Annotated in this window: 16 protein-coding genes and 1 tRNA gene; 6 read left to right on the forward strand and 11 right to left on the reverse strand. The window is 44.7% G+C overall.

Annotated elements, in window-relative coordinates; all coding sequences use genetic code 11:
* Window positions 1-20: 20 nt before the first annotated feature.
* The 4 genes from JaK3_RS00265 to JaK3_RS00280 form a co-directional block, all read right to left on the reverse strand.
* The gene (locus JaK3_RS00265) at window positions 21-881 is read right to left on the reverse strand and encodes a helix-turn-helix domain-containing protein (protein WP_068319493.1); all 861 of its coding nucleotides are present in this window, start codon (window positions 879-881) and stop codon (window positions 21-23) included.
* A gap of 247 nt (window positions 882-1,128) precedes the next feature.
* Window positions 1,129-2,358 carry a tyrosine-type recombinase/integrase gene (locus tag JaK3_RS00270; RefSeq protein WP_068319495.1) on the reverse strand — a complete coding sequence of 410 codons (1,230 nt, stop codon included), beginning with the start codon at window positions 2,356-2,358 and terminating at the stop codon, window positions 1,129-1,131.
* Window positions 2,359-2,579: 221 nt separating this feature from the next.
* Window positions 2,580-2,656: transfer RNA gene (locus JaK3_RS00275), tRNA-Met, on the reverse strand.
* A 78-nt stretch (window positions 2,657-2,734) separates the two neighbouring features.
* Entirely contained in the window at window positions 2,735-3,145 is a 411-nt protein-coding gene (locus tag JaK3_RS00280) for a hypothetical protein (protein WP_068319497.1), read from the reverse strand.
* 79 nt (window positions 3,146-3,224) lie between these two features.
* Between JaK3_RS00280 and JaK3_RS00285 the strand changes: the two genes are divergently transcribed.
* Window positions 3,225-3,803, forward strand: coding sequence for an MOSC domain-containing protein (locus JaK3_RS00285; protein ID WP_240480842.1), 579 nt, complete (start codon window positions 3,225-3,227; stop codon window positions 3,801-3,803).
* A gap of 53 nt (window positions 3,804-3,856) precedes the next feature.
* Here JaK3_RS00285 and JaK3_RS00290 read toward each other — a convergent pair whose 3' ends face one another.
* A complete protein-coding gene (locus tag JaK3_RS00290; protein WP_068319503.1) occupies window positions 3,857-5,527 on the reverse strand; it encodes an MFS transporter in 1,671 nt (556 codons plus the stop codon).
* Between the two features lie 211 nt (window positions 5,528-5,738).
* Here JaK3_RS00290 and JaK3_RS00295 point away from each other — a divergent pair, with 211 nt between their 5' ends.
* Complete coding sequence (locus tag JaK3_RS00295; protein WP_068319505.1) at window positions 5,739-7,337, forward strand: gamma-glutamyltransferase family protein; 1,599 nt, start codon at window positions 5,739-5,741, stop codon at window positions 7,335-7,337.
* Here the strand turns inward: JaK3_RS00295 and JaK3_RS00300 are convergent.
* On the reverse strand, window positions 7,324-7,953 hold the full coding sequence (locus JaK3_RS00300; protein WP_068319507.1) for a trimeric intracellular cation channel family protein: 630 nt from the start codon (window positions 7,951-7,953) through the stop codon (window positions 7,324-7,326). The genes JaK3_RS00295 and JaK3_RS00300 overlap by 14 nt on opposite strands.
* A 90-nt stretch (window positions 7,954-8,043) precedes the next feature.
* Between JaK3_RS00300 and maiA the strand changes: the two genes are divergently transcribed.
* The gene (gene maiA / locus JaK3_RS00305; protein WP_068319508.1) at window positions 8,044-8,724 is read left to right on the forward strand and encodes a maleylacetoacetate isomerase; all 681 of its coding nucleotides are present in this window, start codon (window positions 8,044-8,046) and stop codon (window positions 8,722-8,724) included.
* Here maiA and JaK3_RS00310 read toward each other — a convergent pair.
* Genes JaK3_RS00310 through JaK3_RS00320 form a run of 3 tightly spaced genes read right to left on the reverse strand, consistent with a single transcriptional unit; the run spans window position 8,695 to window position 11,424 of the window.
* On the reverse strand, window positions 8,695-9,624 hold the full coding sequence (locus tag JaK3_RS00310; protein ID WP_068319509.1) for an AEC family transporter: 930 nt from the start codon (window positions 9,622-9,624) through the stop codon (window positions 8,695-8,697). The genes maiA and JaK3_RS00310 overlap by 30 nt on opposite strands.
* Window positions 9,625-9,639: 15 nt before the next feature.
* Entirely contained in the window at window positions 9,640-10,164 is a 525-nt protein-coding gene (locus JaK3_RS00315) for a gamma carbonic anhydrase family protein (protein ID WP_068319510.1), read from the reverse strand.
* Between the two features lie 57 nt (window positions 10,165-10,221).
* A complete protein-coding gene (locus JaK3_RS00320; RefSeq protein WP_068319511.1) occupies window positions 10,222-11,424 on the reverse strand; it encodes an ammonium transporter in 1,203 nt (400 codons plus the stop codon).
* A gap of 135 nt (window positions 11,425-11,559) precedes the next feature.
* Here JaK3_RS00320 and JaK3_RS00325 point away from each other — a divergent pair, with 135 nt between their 5' ends.
* The gene (locus JaK3_RS00325) at window positions 11,560-11,922 is read left to right on the forward strand and encodes a Rap1a/Tai family immunity protein (RefSeq protein ID WP_068319516.1); all 363 of its coding nucleotides are present in this window, start codon (window positions 11,560-11,562) and stop codon (window positions 11,920-11,922) included.
* Between the two features lie 47 nt (window positions 11,923-11,969).
* Complete coding sequence (locus tag JaK3_RS00330; RefSeq protein ID WP_068319518.1) at window positions 11,970-12,257, forward strand: glycine zipper domain-containing protein; 288 nt, start codon at window positions 11,970-11,972, stop codon at window positions 12,255-12,257.
* 67 nt (window positions 12,258-12,324) lie between these two features.
* Here JaK3_RS00330 and JaK3_RS00335 read toward each other — a convergent pair whose 3' ends face one another.
* Window positions 12,325-12,714 carry an OsmC family protein gene (locus JaK3_RS00335; RefSeq protein WP_068319523.1) on the reverse strand — a complete coding sequence of 130 codons (390 nt, stop codon included), beginning with the start codon at window positions 12,712-12,714 and terminating at the stop codon, window positions 12,325-12,327.
* 48 nt (window positions 12,715-12,762) lie between these two features.
* Window positions 12,763-13,173 (reverse strand): rhodanese-like domain-containing protein, encoded by a 411-nt coding sequence (locus JaK3_RS00340; RefSeq protein ID WP_082786331.1) that lies wholly within the window; start codon window positions 13,171-13,173, stop codon window positions 12,763-12,765.
* Between the two features lie 58 nt (window positions 13,174-13,231).
* On the opposite strand from JaK3_RS00340, the gene JaK3_RS00345 reads away from it, so the two are divergent.
* Window positions 13,232-14,494, forward strand: coding sequence for a putative Na+/H+ antiporter (locus JaK3_RS00345; protein WP_068319525.1), 1,263 nt, complete (start codon window positions 13,232-13,234; stop codon window positions 14,492-14,494).
* Window positions 14,495-14,501 lie beyond the last annotated feature (7 nt).

Raw genomic sequence — 14,501 nt, forward strand, 5'->3', positions numbered from 1 at the left:
AACAAAACAATAAATAACGCCTAATTCCACTCCTGTCTTATTAAGCTAGCGCTAACGCTATATTGATTTGCAATCATTTCAGCCGTCAATTTTGGCTGTTCTTTATGAAGTTTCTTAATTTCAGCAATTTCTTTGCCCGATAGTTTTGATGGCCTACCCTTAGGTTTTTTATCACGGTTATTTAAGAAAGCCAAAAAATCGAGTATTGAACTTTGCTTAACCACTAAGACATGATCAAACCGATCGAGACTTCCAGCAGGATAGAAGGAATTTTTTTCATCTTTATTCGGCTTATCATCCTTAAACCTTGCCTGGGGATTAGCCCATATATCCCCATTAATCAGAAATACTCCTTCCAAGTTAATGTAGTCATAACTTAATTCACTGATTTCTTGCAATAGTAAGTGCTGAATGTCTAGACGTTCTGCCCCCATCATCACCAAATCCCATAGTCCATCAATTCTGGAGACTTGCTCTTCCAACCTCAACCAGCGAGCCTCCCGAGCAGGCACATCATCATCAATGAGTAATGCGTCTGGCATATGGATTAAGGGCTTAGTCTTTTTATGGATTACATCTATCTTTCCATCAGGCCGTTTAATAAATTCAGAATCATCAAGCTCTGGAAGCTCCCTCCACTTGACCTCCTCATATTGAACGAGCCTCCCTTTTTTGGCATCCACACCGTTAGGTAAATAAGCTGAAATTATTAGATTTCCATCAAGCGCAAGTTGATATATATCCGCCTCGCTCACATCCTCATTTAGCATCGAGGTGAGCTGCCTTGCTGTATCCCTAATGGTGAGCCATTCTTTTAATTGAAATAGCTTAGTGCCTAAGGCCATGATTATTCCTTCACCCGCACCGTTAGTCTTAGACATAGCGCTGCGAAAGTGCTTTTACTCCGTCGAGCATGCCTGAGCGTCTTAATCTGAGTGCTTTAATTTTAGTTTTGATTAATTTTGATTGTTTTCCGTCAGGCACCCAGTAAAACATAACTTTTGATAACAAACCAATCATTCCAATGACAGGTTTTGTAAGGTTTCCCATGCCTCAAACCTTAACAAAAACTAACAGGTAGCAACCCAGGAATTTGAGGTTTTTTTAAGGTTTTCTGTTCCACTTTAATTACCCTGCTTTAGATTTAAACGGAATCACATCTGCCCCAGTTTTAATGGCATCTAAGTAGTTAGCCCAATCTTGAAGCATTGCCTTACGCTGGGGCAAGTACTTAGCGTGGTTATAACTTGCAGATACCTTGTTACGTTCTGAATGTGCCAATTGAATCTCTATATGCTCATGCGGATAGCCTTGCTCATGCAAAATGGTTGAGGCTATTCCCCTAAAACCATGCCCCGTCATCTTGCCGGCGTACCCCAATCGCTTTAAAGCACTTAACAAGGTGTTATTGCTCATCGTCTTTTTTGGATCTCGGACCGATGGAAAAACAAACTCCCTGCCGCCCGTAATCTCTTTTAGCCTTGTGAAAATCGCTACCACTTGATCAGGCATTAAGACGATATGAGGATCTTTCATCTTCATTCGCTCGGGCGGAATACGCCATTCTTTGGTCTTGAGGTCAATCTCTGACCACCTAGCGCCGATTAACTCCCTTGTTCTAACAAAAATATAGGCCATCAGCTGCAAACCAAGACGGGTAATCTCGTCCCCTTTTTGAGTAATGCCGTACTGATCTATATCCCTAAGCAACTGGGGAAGCTCTTTAGCATCCACCCGTTTGTAGTTTTCTTGAGTAACAGGCTTTAAGAAGTCGGCAGGCTTCACCTGGGCTACCGGATTCGTCTCGCACAAGCCGTAGGCTACCGCAAACCTAAAAACCTGTCCTGCGGTCTCATAGGCCCTTTTGGCAATATCATGTGCACCCCTGGCATCTATCTTCTTCACCACCATTAGCAGTAGCTGAATACTAATTTGATTGATAGGCCTTGAACCAATATGAGGAAATAAGTCCTTCTCCATGCGCTGATAAACCCGCTTTACATGGTCCGGGCTTTTGTTGGCCTTCCAGTTCTCATGCCAACGGATTGCCACCGCCTTAAAGGTGTTTTCCGACGTCTCCCCTTGCCTGATCTTCTTTTCTTTACGATCCAAAGAGGGATCAACCCCTGAAGCCAGCAGCTTTTTAAACTCCGAACGCCTCTCTCTAGCCGCTTTGAGACTTACATCCGGATACGTTCCAAGTGACAGCATTTTGGGCTTACCTGCAAATCTGTAACGGTAGCGCCATGCCATTGCCTTTTTTGGGTGGCATAACAACACCAGACCTTCGCCATCGGGGTGACTAGTCGTCCTCTCACCTGGATTCAAAGTCTTTAAATATGCATCGGTTAGCTTCATTTACGGGGGTCTCCAGCCAATTTCTCCAGGGTTACTCACCAAGTTACTCACATCAACTGGAGTAAGTTACTCACACCTTGGGAAAGTTACTCACAAAGTTACTCACACATTTGCAATGTTACTCACATTATCCAAGGTTATTCAACAAGCAACAAAAAACCCTGAGAGGCTTATCCTGTCAGGGTTTTTTAAACAACGTTATAACTTCTTAAAACTTAAATTGGTGGCGAATCAGGGATTTGAACCCCGGACCTGCGGATTATGATTCCGTCGCTCTAACCAGCTGAGCTAATTCGCCGAACTTGTTATTGTAAATGATCGGAGTTGATCTGTCTAAAGGAATCAGGGGTGCCAGCCTCAAAACCCAATTAGGTCATTATTTAATCTGAAATGTACTTAAAGCCTCATCCCGCCCATAACGGACATTAAATTCAATCTTTTGGGCCAAAAAGAGTTTTTTTAGTACCTCGTCCTTGTTGTCAAAAATAATGGCCGTTTGTTCTGGGAAGCGCGAAAAAGGATCGCTTGTTACATCAATCAACTGATCGTCAACTTTAATTTGCTTAATGGAGCGTTTATAAAGTCGATCTGGGCGTATAAAAATGAGGCGCTTTACATACTTATCCAACACAAGCTTTTGACCCTGCTGATTAGTCTTGTAGTAATAGATCAGCTCTTCCTTGCCATTGGTAGTCATGTCGCGCTCTTCATCCCATTTGGCATTTGCTGCTTGACTGATACATAGACCCAGAAATAGAGTGACAACAAGCTTATAAAAGTGCATCATTTACCTTCTTCAATAGATAGCTTGATCTTATCAGTCATTCTTACTTATGCGCCTTCTCACCATCTCCACAGGCAAAGTCATGCCCCTGTTCGGTAACCATCACCCCGACTACAAATCCGTTGCTTCTGCAATTCGTAAGAAAGCGGTGAGCACTTTAGACAATCCTGTTACCGTCAAGATTGCTACTCTTGGTATAGAAGGTGATGAGCAGGCAGACTTATCCGTACACGGTGGTATTGAAAAGGCCATCTATGTTTATCCAGCAGAACACTATGCGTTTTGGAACGAACTACTGACTCGTGAAACCAAACAGTCTGTTCATTTAGAGCATGGGGCTATTGGCGAAAATTTCACAATAGAGGGCCTACTAGAAACAGAGGTGTTTGTTGGTGATCGACTGCGGATTGGGGAATTGGAATTTGCAGTTGTCAAACTACGTGAACCCTGCTTTAAATTTAATGCTGCCATGCGCTACAAAGGCGCCACAAAGGCAATGCTGCAATCAGGCTTTAGTGGCTGGTATTTGCGGGTGATCAAAACCGGAGCGCTTGCTGCTGGTGCTCAAATTGAACTCATCCCAGGATCAAGAGAAACCTCTATCGCCCAGCAAAATTACAAGCTCTTAAACAATCGGAATCAAAAAGATTTGTGGGAATAAAAAAACCCGACCATTTCTGATCGGGTTTCTTATTTGTTACAGACTAAAGAAGCTTAGTCACGTGCGTAGATATCTACGTCTTTGGTTTCTTTAACAAACAGTGTACCGATTACCAATGTCATCGCAGCGATGATGATTGGGTACCAGAGACCGTAGTAAATGTTACCGTTTTGCGCAACCAAGGCGAAGGAGATCGTTGGCAATAAGCCGCCGAACCAACCGTTACCAATGTGGTATGGCAATGACATAGAGGTGTAACGAATGCGAGTTGGGAACATCTCAACCAACATTGCAGCGATTGGGCCATAAACCATGGTTACCAAGATCACCAAGAACACCAATATCGCTAACACAGCTGCGTAGTTGATCTGCGCTGGATCAGCTTTAGCTGGGTAGCCTGCAGCATTCAACGCATCACGGATTTGCTTCTTGAACTCAGCATCTTTAGCTTTCAAATCTGCTGGAGCCATGCCTTTTGCTGAGTAACCAGTGATTTCTGTATCACCAATCTTCACAACAGCTGTACCACCGGCTGGGCCAGGGATAGTTGTATAGCTTGCAGAGTTAGACGCCATCACTTGTTTTGCAATATCGCAAGAACTTGTGAACTTCGCTGTACCTGTTGGGTTGAACTGGAATGTACATTCATTGATATCAGCAGTAATCGTAGCTGGTGAAGTTGCCATCGCTTTTTCTAACGCTGGGTTAGCAAAGTGTGTCAAACCATTGAATACTGAAACTGGTGTATTTGGAATGTAAGTAATGATCGCAAGCAATAAGCCGCCCATGATGATTACTTTACGGCCGATCTTGTCAGACCATGCACCGAAGATCACGAAGAATGGTGTGCCGATTACCAATGAAGCAGCAATCAACAAGTTCGCAGTCTTAGCATCTACTTTCAACACTTGTGTGAGGTAGAACAACGCATAGAACTGACCTGTGTACCAAACCACCGCTTGACCTGCAACCAGACCAAACAATGCTAGGATAACAATCTTCAAGTTCTTCCATTGACCGAAAGACTCGGACAAAGGAGCTTTTGACAATTTGCCTTCTTCTTTCATCTTCTTGAAAGCTGGGGACTCATTCATGGACAAACGAATCCATACAGAGATCGCCAACAATGCGATAGAAGCGATGAAAGGAATACGCCAACCCCAAACATCAAAGTCTGGACCAGTGAATTCACGTGTGAACAAAATCACGAGCAAGGAGAGGAACAAACCCAAAGTAGCAGTTGTTTGAATCCAAGCTGTGTAGGCACCACGCTTACCGTGAGGGGCATGTTCTGCAACATAAGTAGCAGCACCACCGTACTCACCACCCAAAGCCAAACCTTGAAGCATACGCAATGCGATCAAGATAACTGGAGCAGCAACACCAATAGTTGCGTAGTTAGGCAGAATACCTACGATGAAGGTTGCGCCACCCATTAACAGGATGGTGACCAAGAACGTATATTTACGTCCGATCAAATCGCCTAAGCGACCAAACACCAACGCGCCGAATGGACGCACGATGAAACCAGCAGCAAACGCTAACAAAGCGAAAATGAAGGCAGAGCCAGCATCTAAGCCTGAGAAAAACTGCTTGGCAATAACGGCAGCCAAAGAACCGTAAAGATAAAAGTCGTACCACTCAAAGACTGTACCTAATGAGGATGCAAAAATAACCTTGCGCTCTTCAGGGGTCATTGGGGCTGCTTTAGTTGATGTTGACATCAGTAGCTCCTAACTATTTTTATTAAATAAAAAACAACGGGTCGATTATGCTTTGAAAAATTTCAAAGAAATCCACTAGTTAGGGTAATTCCCCATCAAATAGGATCGGGGTTTTCCCGAGAAATCAGGAAACTAGAGGCAATTTCACAACAAGTACTAGCCTAGCGTCTAATGCAAAGGCAGAAGTTTATATATTGGAGACACAATAACCATGCAACAAAAATGGGGAATTCGAGGAATGGCAGTAGCGCCACATTCTCTTGCATCTGAATCTGCGCTTGCAGTTCTTCGCGAGGGTGGCAATGCCTTAGAAGCTATGGTGGCAGCAGCAGCAACCATTGCAGTGGTGTACCCGCATATGAATTCCATAGGTGGTGACTCTTTTTGGGTCATTCACTCACCTGGCAAGGCTATGGGTGGCATCGATGCTTGCGGTGCTGCAGCTGGTTTAGCCACTAAGCAATGGTATGCGGAGCGAAGTATTACTAAAGCCATTCCTTTTAGAGGGCCCGTTGCCGCAAATACGGTTGCCGGAACTATCTCTGGCTGGGGTGCTGCTCACAAACTTTCCAAGCAAGGCCTAGGTGGGAAGATTCCCCTGTCTCGCTTATTGGCTGATGCCATTCATTACGCAGAAGCAGGTGTACCCGTTACTTATAGTCAATCAAGCTTGACTGCAAAGAAGCGGGAAGAGCTCAGCTCCATTCCTGGGTTTGCTAAAACTTTTTTAGTGGGTGGTAAAGCACCTGCGGTAGGCAGCATCTTTAAACAAGAACGTCTAGCCAAAACCTTGCGTCAAATTGCCACTAAGGGAACGGACGATTATTACCGCGGCGATCTTGCAGACCTCCTTGCAAAAGAGCTAACCGACATTGGTAGTCCATTGCGCCTCGATGACTTACATCGTCATCACGCCAAACTCATTGATCCCTTAGAGCTCAAACATAGTCTAGGTAAGGTGTACAACATGATTCCACCTACTCAAGGTGTTGTGTCATTAATGATCATCGGGATCTTGGATCAGCTGAACTTAAAACGCTTTAAGGTCGATAGTGCCGAGTACGTGCACCATTGTGTTGAAGCAACAAAACAAGCATTCAAGATTCGCGATCAGTTTGTAACAGACCCTGCGTATATGACTAGAAATGCGCAGTCTTTTTTAGCACCTGCTTTCCTCAAAAAACTTGCCAAGAATATTGACCCCAACAAAGCTTTACCTTGGGGGCAAGGCAAAGGACCGGCAGATACTATTTGGATGGGCGTCATTGACGATGATGGCAACTGCGTTTCATTCATTCAAAGTATTTATCACGAGTTTGGTGCTGGCATTGTGCTACCCAAATCTGGTGTGAACTGGCAAAACCGTGGCTGCAGTTTTTCGCTTGATCCCAATACACTCAATCATCTTGAACCCTATCGCAAACCATTCCACACATTGAATCCAGCGATGGCTTTATTCAAAGATGGTCGTTCGATGGTTTATGGAACGATGGGTGGCGATGGTCAACCGCAAACGCAATGCGCAGTATTTACTCGCACTGCCACTTACGGCTTAGACCCACAAGATGCTATTAGCCGTCCACGTTGGTTGCTCGGTCGCACTTGGGGCCAAACGAGCGATAGCTTAAAACTCGAGTCTCGCTTTAGTCCTTGGGTTGCAAAAGAACTGCATGCCTTAGGTCATGAGATAGAAATGCTCGATGCATTTGATGAAACCGTGGGGCATGCGGGTTGCATTATTCGTGACTCATCAGGTACTTTGCGAGGGGGATGGGATCCTCGCAGCGATGGTGCGGTTAGCGCGTTTTAGTAATAAACATTTTAGGCACGCGCAGATCCCAATAAATAGCAGCTGCGCGTAGCCCAAAAATTCCGAGCATACAAATCACAGAACCTTCAACCACATACTGTGGCAAGAAGTTCAGCACTAAAACATAAGCAACACAACCCAAGGTCACCGGAATTGCATAAAGCTCATGCGACATGATTAACGTTTTTCTGCCAGCAAGTACATCCCGCAACAGGCCACCACCGATCGCGGTAATTACCCCTAAGATGACTGGTGCAACAGGCAAACCAAAATTCATATTCCAAGCTTTATCGGCACCCTGAATTGCAAATAGTGCGGCACCAAATCCATCGATGTACAACATCCAACGATAAATTTGTGGTTGGGTAAAAAACGATTCTGCGAAAAATGTCAGCACACTTGCGCCTAAGGCAAGCCATACATATATTTGATTGTCCGACCAGAAAGTAGGTACTTCCAAAATAATGTCGCGAATAGTGCCCCCACCAATGGCGGTAATCAAACCTAGCACTAGAACGCCGAAAAGATCAACGCCACGATCTGCGATAGCCAAAACCCCCGTAACCGCAAAGGCCATGGTTGCAATGATGCCGATCCAGAAACTAATCTCTTCCATAGCAAAGAGTCTAAAGCACTTTGCTTACGCGCTAACTTAAATAACTATTCTGAATATACTGTTAGCCATGAACTCCGATAAGACATCAATATGACCCCCAAGCTATACAGCTTTTGGCGTAGCTCTGCAGCCTATCGGGTACGTATCGCCCTCAACCTTAAGGGTATGGACTACGAAATTATTCCAATCCACCTCAGTAAAAATGGTGGTGAGCAAATGGGAGAGGTATATAGCAGCAAAAATCCCAATCGCTTAGTACCTTTATTTGAAGATGGGCAGAAAAGCATTCATCAATCGCTGGCAATCATTGAATACCTTGAAGAAGCTCAGCCTGAGCCAGCGCTTCTTCCTAAAGTGGCAATTGATCGAGCTTGGGTGCGATCTGTTGCAATGGATATCACCAGCGATATTCATCCAATTAACAACGTTCGCGTACTGCGCTACCTCATCAAAAAACTTGGCATTAACAACGAAGCTAAAGATGAGTGGTACCAGCACTGGGTCAAAGTAGGACTGCAGAGTATTGAAAAACAATTGAGTAATGACTCTAGGGTTGGGAGGTTTGCCTACGGCGATCAACCAGGCTTAATTGATATCTGCTTAGTGCCGCAGCTATTTAATGCACTCAGTGCAAAAGTAGATGTGGAGCCCTACCCCACACTCATGAGCATTTTTCATGAGTGCATGAAGTTGCCCGCTTTTATTGATGCATCCTGGGAAAAACAAATCGATGCTGAAGGGTTAAACCCCGTTGCTCCACCAAAGAAATAATGAGAGCGTAAGCAACGAGCTCACCGTAGTAATTAATACCACTCTAGAAATAATGCTGCCATCTGCCTTGTAATACTGGGCCAACATAAAAGGCCCGGTGCCAGTGGGCAAGGCGCTCAAAATCACAATAGCGCTTACCCATAATTCAGGCAAGCCCAAAATCGGACCCGCAATCATCCAGGCAATTAAAGGTTGCAGTATTAACTTTGCCAAACTAATACCCCATGCCCTTCCTGGAGGAGCAGTACTTTTTTGAATGAGAAACAAACCGATTGAAACTAAAGCGCATGGCGTAGAAGCGGCCGCCAAAAATGAGATCACTTGTGCAATCGGATCATACAAAGTCAATTCGCTAGAAGCCCATATCAAACCAGCGACTGGAGCTATGAGTAATGGATTGGTACACAAGGATTTAATAACGCTTAAGACAATCTCATGTGACTTCTTGTGTGACAAGATGCCAATCTCTATAAATACTGTTGCTAAAGCAAACATCACAAATACTATGAAGGTTGAAATAATGGCTGGAGCCAGTCCATCTTGACCAAGGGCGAGTGCGCACAATGGAATGCCCATGTATCCAGTATTTGAATAAGATGCACTGAGCCCATCAAAGCTGGCGGCAGCTAAGTCTCGATGACGTATCCAGCTCACCAGTAACACTAAGGCAAAAACAATTAAGCAACTCAGGAAAAATGCCGTGATAAAGCCAGGCTGCCATAGTGTTTGCCATCCGCTATTGACGGCAAAGTTAAATAGTTGAGCAGGCAAAGCGAGCCAAACAACAAACCGGTTTAACTCAGTAGAGGCATTGATGCCTAACTTACCAGCGCGCCCACCAACATACCCAATCAGTATGAGCAAGAAAACAGGTAAAACTACATTGAATACGTAGAGCAAAATTTATTGAGGAGGTTAGGCAATCTTTTTCAGCGTCTTGACATAACGCTGTGCATTTTTCACGTAACGTCCAGCGATATCGTGAATCCCCGCTATTTGCTCTGCAGTTAGCTCTTTCACCGCTTTTGCTGGCGTTCCTAAAATCATAGAGCCGTCCGGAAATTCTTTTCCTTCGGTAACAAGAGCACCAGCACCCACTAGGCAATTTTTACCAATCTTGGCGCCATTCAAAATTACTGCGCCAATGCCAATCAAACTCCCGTCGCCAATCTGACAACCGTGCAGCATCACTTGATGTCCAACGGTGACACCCTTACCAATCATGAGTGGATATCCAGGATCGGTATGCAATACAGATGCGTCTTGCACATTACTACCTGCGCCAATTTGAATGAGGTCGTTATCGCCACGGATCACGACTTTGGGCCAGATGCTTGCATCTTGATGAAGCTCTACTTTGCCGATCACTTCTGCACTCTCAGCAACCCAAGCTCCCTCAGCTAAATGAGGGGCATTTCCGTCTAGTTCAAATATAGCCATGACTCATTATAGGTATGAATCAGGCTATAGATGAACAGCCTTGCACTAAAAAATCAATTACCAGTTAGGCTCGCGATCCGGTGATGAAGAAATGCGATGCACACTTAAATCAGCGCCTTCAAATTCCTCTTCTTGAGACATGCGAATACCTAAGGTCGCCTTCAGGGCTCCGTATACAACAAAACCACCGATCAGTGCGATACCTACCCCTAAGGCACTACCAATCAGCTGCCCGGTAAAAGTGATACCGCCGAGACCACCAAAAGCTTTGGTACCAAAAATACCTGCGGCTAGACCTCCCCACAAACCGCACAGACCGTGTAATGGCCAAACACCGAGAACATCATCCAACTTCCAGCGGTTTTGTACCAAGGTAAACATATATACAAACAGTCCACCAGCAACCAATCCAACAAACAAAGCGCCAAGAGGGTGCATTAAATCTGAGCCTGCACAAACTGCTACCAAGCCAGCGAGAGGGCCGTTATAGGTAAAACCTGGATCGTTTCGACCAACTACCCAAGCAGCCAATGTACCACCAACCATTGCCATTAAGGAGTTCATTGCAACCAAGCCACTGATCTTGTCGATTGTTTGAGCGCTCATCACGTTAAAGCCAAACCAACCTACCGCCAAAATCCAAGCGCCTAAGGCCAAGAAAGGAATGCTTGATGGTGGATGAGCAGAAATTTGACCTTCTTTTGTATAGCGTCCACGGCGAGCGCCTAACAGAATAACGGCCGGCAATGCAATCCAACCACCAACGGCATGCACGACAACTGAACCTGCAAAGTCATGGAACTCTTCACCTGTTAGACCTTTAATCCAAGCCTGAATACCGTAATGTTGATTCCAGGCGATACCCTCGAAGAAGGGGTAAATAAAACCCACCAAGATAAAAGTAGCAATAAGCTGAGGATTAAATTTAGCGCGCTCTGCAATACCACCAGAAATAATTGCTGGAATAGCTGCAGCAAAAGTAAGTAAGAAGAAAAACTTCACTAACTCATAGCCGTTCTTCTCAGCGAGCAACTCTGCACCAGAGAAAAAGTTCACACCATAAGCGATGCTGTAACCAATGAAAAAATACGCAATGGTTGAAACCGCAAAGTCCACCAAGATTTTTACCAAAGCATTTACCTGGTTCTTCTTGCGTACGGTACCCAGTTCTAAGAATGCAAAGCCTGCATGCATGGCAAGAACCATGATTGCACCAAGCAAGATGAATAAAGCATCACTACCTGTTTTCAAAGTTTCCATGAATTTCCCCTCTTATTTTTTGCATCATTATGGGGAATAAAGAAGTCCAAAGAAGTGCGATATGCACCCTATTAGTGCATGATTTGGGAAGTATATGGTTTATTATCGTTTTTACATACACCTAAGGGAGAACCCATGAAGAAATTCCTCATTGCATTGGCTGCTTTAGCCTCTTTTTCAGGCTTTGCACAAGCACAAGAAACCATCAAGGTTTTAAGCACACAAGAACTCGCTAATGTTTGCAAACTACCTGCAAGCCCAGAATCACGTAGTTTTTGCATTGGCTTCACTACTTCTGTTTATGAAACCTATTTAGCTACACGTCACCCACAACGTGCAAAGCCATTTATTTGCGTAAAGCAACCAGCTCCAGCACGTGATGAAGTGATTGGTGATTTTGTAAAGTTTGCACAAAGTAATCCACAAGTTGCTGACAAACCAGCAGCAGGTGTTTTCTTGGGCTTCTTAGCTTCACGCTTCCCTTGCGCCAGAAAATAATTCCAGCGACTTAGCCAAACTAATACATTTTTAAAGGATCAGTTGAGATGAAAAAAATTATCGCAATTACCGCAGCAACTTTAGCAATCGTTGGTTGCTCAAACATGAGCAACACAGAACAACGCACACTCTCAGGCGCGAGCATTGGCGCAGCAGCTGGCGCTGTTGGCACTGCAATCTTCCACGGCAATCCTATCTGGGGCGCAGTTGGTGGCGCAGCGGTTGGTGCAGCTTCTGGTTATGTATACGACGCTTACAAGAAAGATCAGGCAGCTGAATACAACTCTGGCTATAACGCTGGAAAAAATAATCAGCCTGCTAAGGCGCCTAATTAAGTCGTCTAGTTAAGCTTTCTATCCAGAGCCGTTACGGCCTGGATGCAGCAAAACAACCCAGCCTGTATTAATTTACTAGCTGGGTTTTTATTTGGATCTGCCCAGCCAGTGCTTTATGAATTGGGCACTTATCAGCGATCTCCAGTAAGCGCTCCTTTTCTTCTGCGCTTAAATTTCCCTGCAATTGAATCTCGCGAGAAAAGACTTCAACATCATTCGTTCGCTCGATATCTACAGTCACAATGGCGTTCTCTAAATTCATTGCTTTGCGACCGGAATACATTTTCAAAGTCATTGATGTACAAGCTGCCAATGCGGCACCAAGATACTCATGAGGACTAGGTCCAGCTCCCTCACCGCCTTTAGAGACTTCCGCATCCGATAAGAAATGTAAATCACCAGCAGTCAATTTTTGCTGAAGTGGACCATTGCCAAACTGTGACACGACTTTTCTCATAAAGATCCTAAATAAATAATTGATACTTGAACACGATTAACGATGACTTTAACTGGAATGGGGTTTGCTTGCTTTTTCCACCGTTGGTAATTGTGCTTTCTTCCACGCACTAAAACCGCCCTCCAAATGACAAATATTGGGCACGCCCATTCTCTGCAGCGTTTGAGTGGATAGAGCTGAACGCCAAGCGGAGGCACAATACAAAATGAGTCTCTTACCTTCGCCGAAAATTGGCTTGTAATAAGGGCTATCAGGATCAACCCAGAACTCCAACATTCCTCTGGGGGCATGAAAAGCATTGGGAATCATGCCTTCTCGCTCCAATTCACGGATATCACGAATATCCACAAACACCACGTTGGGGTCTGTAAATAGTTGCTGTGCTTTTTCCAGGGACAGAGTCTCGATTTCAGTCATCGCACTTTGAATGAGCTCTTGATATCCAATCTTTAATTTCACCAAAATCTCCTAAATTAACAATGCCTCATTTTTATTAAGTACCTGCTACCATTCTGCTATGAACTTTACCCCGACAGAACTTGGCGCAAGTATTATTTTTACAATTGCAGTTTTGCATACTTTTTGCACTGGTTATTTTGAATCTATCGCCAAAAAATCTCCACGGCACGCAGGGCTTTGGCACCTTCTCGGCGAAGTAGAAATCGTTTTTGGCTTTTGGGCCGCCATCTTGGTTATTTTCATCTCTTTAAATGATGGCCTAGCTACTGCTAAAGAATTTTTAAATAAACGCAACTTCACTGAACCGCTATTTGTTTTTGCCATCATGATTGTGGCCGGCACAAAACCTATTTTGTATTTTGCGACGAAAATTCTGCATGCTTTAGCTACAGTATTGCAATATCTATTACGCATTAAAAGTGCTCCCGCTTTATATTTTCTAACTCTGGCGATTACCCCTCTTCTAGGCTCAGTCATCACCGAACCAGCTGCGATGACCCTGGCAGCTTTTCTGCTGCGTGATTTGGTCTATCGCCATAAATGCTCAACAGCCCTCCTATTTGGAACGCTCGGGGTTCTCTTCGTTAACATCTCAATCGGTGGAACACTCACCAACTTTGCTGCGCCACCAGTACTGATGGTGGCCTCTACCTGGGGATGGAGCTCAGCATTTATGTTTGCCAACTTTGGCATCGAGTCTTGCATAGCCATTTTTATTAATGCTCTAGCAGTCACACTTTTATTCCATCGCCAACTGGTTGAGCCCAATACAGACAAGAAAGAAGTCAAGATTCCATTGGCCGTAATTTCGGTGCACCTACTCTTCTTGTGTGGAGTAGTGATCTTTGCACATGATCCGATTATTTTTACCTGGATTCTGTTGTTCTTTATCGGCTACACCACTGCTTACCCAAAACATCAAAGCCCATTAATTCTGAAAGAAGCTTTGCTAGTCGGCTTCTTCTTGGGTGGCTTAGTCGTAGTAGGCTCACTACAAGGCTGGTGGCTACAACCCATTCTTGAAAGAATGAGCCCTACCGCAGTGTTCTATGGCAGTCTGGTTCTCACCGCCTTTACTGATAATGCAGCGCTCACTTATTTAGGCTCATTGGTAACTGGAACATCACCAGAATTCAAGCTTGCTTTGGTAGGAGGTGCAGTAGCGGGTGGTGGTCTAACCGTAATTGCCAATGCACCCAACCCAGCCGGCATTGCCATCCTGCGACAGCACTTCCCAAATGGCGCGGTCTCGGCGCTCTATTTATTAATCGCCGCCATTCCACCCACAATAGTAGCCATCTTGGCTTATCGACTCATCTGAGGTCTCG

Origin of the sequence: Polynucleobacter yangtzensis (assembly GCF_001595965.1) — a bacterium.
Lineage (GTDB): Bacteria > Pseudomonadota > Gammaproteobacteria > Burkholderiales > Burkholderiaceae > Polynucleobacter > Polynucleobacter yangtzensis.

Coding starts and splice junctions, on each gene's coding strand:
- JaK3_RS00335 (WP_068319523.1), bottom strand. CDS start 12,714: ATGAGAAAAGTCGTGTCACAGTTTGGCAATGGTCCACTTCAGCAAAAA.
- JaK3_RS00320 (WP_068319511.1), bottom strand. CDS start 11,424: ATGGAAACTTTGAAAACAGGTAGTGATGCTTTATTCATCTTGCTTGGT.
- JaK3_RS00270 (WP_068319495.1), bottom strand. CDS start 2,358: ATGAAGCTAACCGATGCATATTTAAAGACTTTGAATCCAGGTGAGAGG.
- JaK3_RS00290 (WP_068319503.1), bottom strand. CDS start 5,527: ATGTCAACATCAACTAAAGCAGCCCCAATGACCCCTGAAGAGCGCAAG.
- JaK3_RS00300 (WP_068319507.1), bottom strand. CDS start 7,953: ATGGAAGAGATTAGTTTCTGGATCGGCATCATTGCAACCATGGCCTTT.
- JaK3_RS00330 (WP_068319518.1), top strand. CDS start 11,970: ATGAAAAAAATTATCGCAATTACCGCAGCAACTTTAGCAATCGTTGGT.
- JaK3_RS00295 (WP_068319505.1), top strand. CDS start 5,739: ATGCAACAAAAATGGGGAATTCGAGGAATGGCAGTAGCGCCACATTCT.
- JaK3_RS00345 (WP_068319525.1), top strand. CDS start 13,232: ATGAACTTTACCCCGACAGAACTTGGCGCAAGTATTATTTTTACAATT.
- JaK3_RS00285 (WP_240480842.1), top strand. CDS start 3,225: ATGCCCCTGTTCGGTAACCATCACCCCGACTACAAATCCGTTGCTTCT.
- JaK3_RS00325 (WP_068319516.1), top strand. CDS start 11,560: ATGAAGAAATTCCTCATTGCATTGGCTGCTTTAGCCTCTTTTTCAGGC.
- maiA (WP_068319508.1), top strand. CDS start 8,044: ATGACCCCCAAGCTATACAGCTTTTGGCGTAGCTCTGCAGCCTATCGG.
- JaK3_RS00265 (WP_068319493.1), bottom strand. CDS start 881: ATGTCTAAGACTAACGGTGCGGGTGAAGGAATAATCATGGCCTTAGGC.
- JaK3_RS00280 (WP_068319497.1), bottom strand. CDS start 3,145: ATGATGCACTTTTATAAGCTTGTTGTCACTCTATTTCTGGGTCTATGT.
- JaK3_RS00315 (WP_068319510.1), bottom strand. CDS start 10,164: ATGGCTATATTTGAACTAGACGGAAATGCCCCTCATTTAGCTGAGGGA.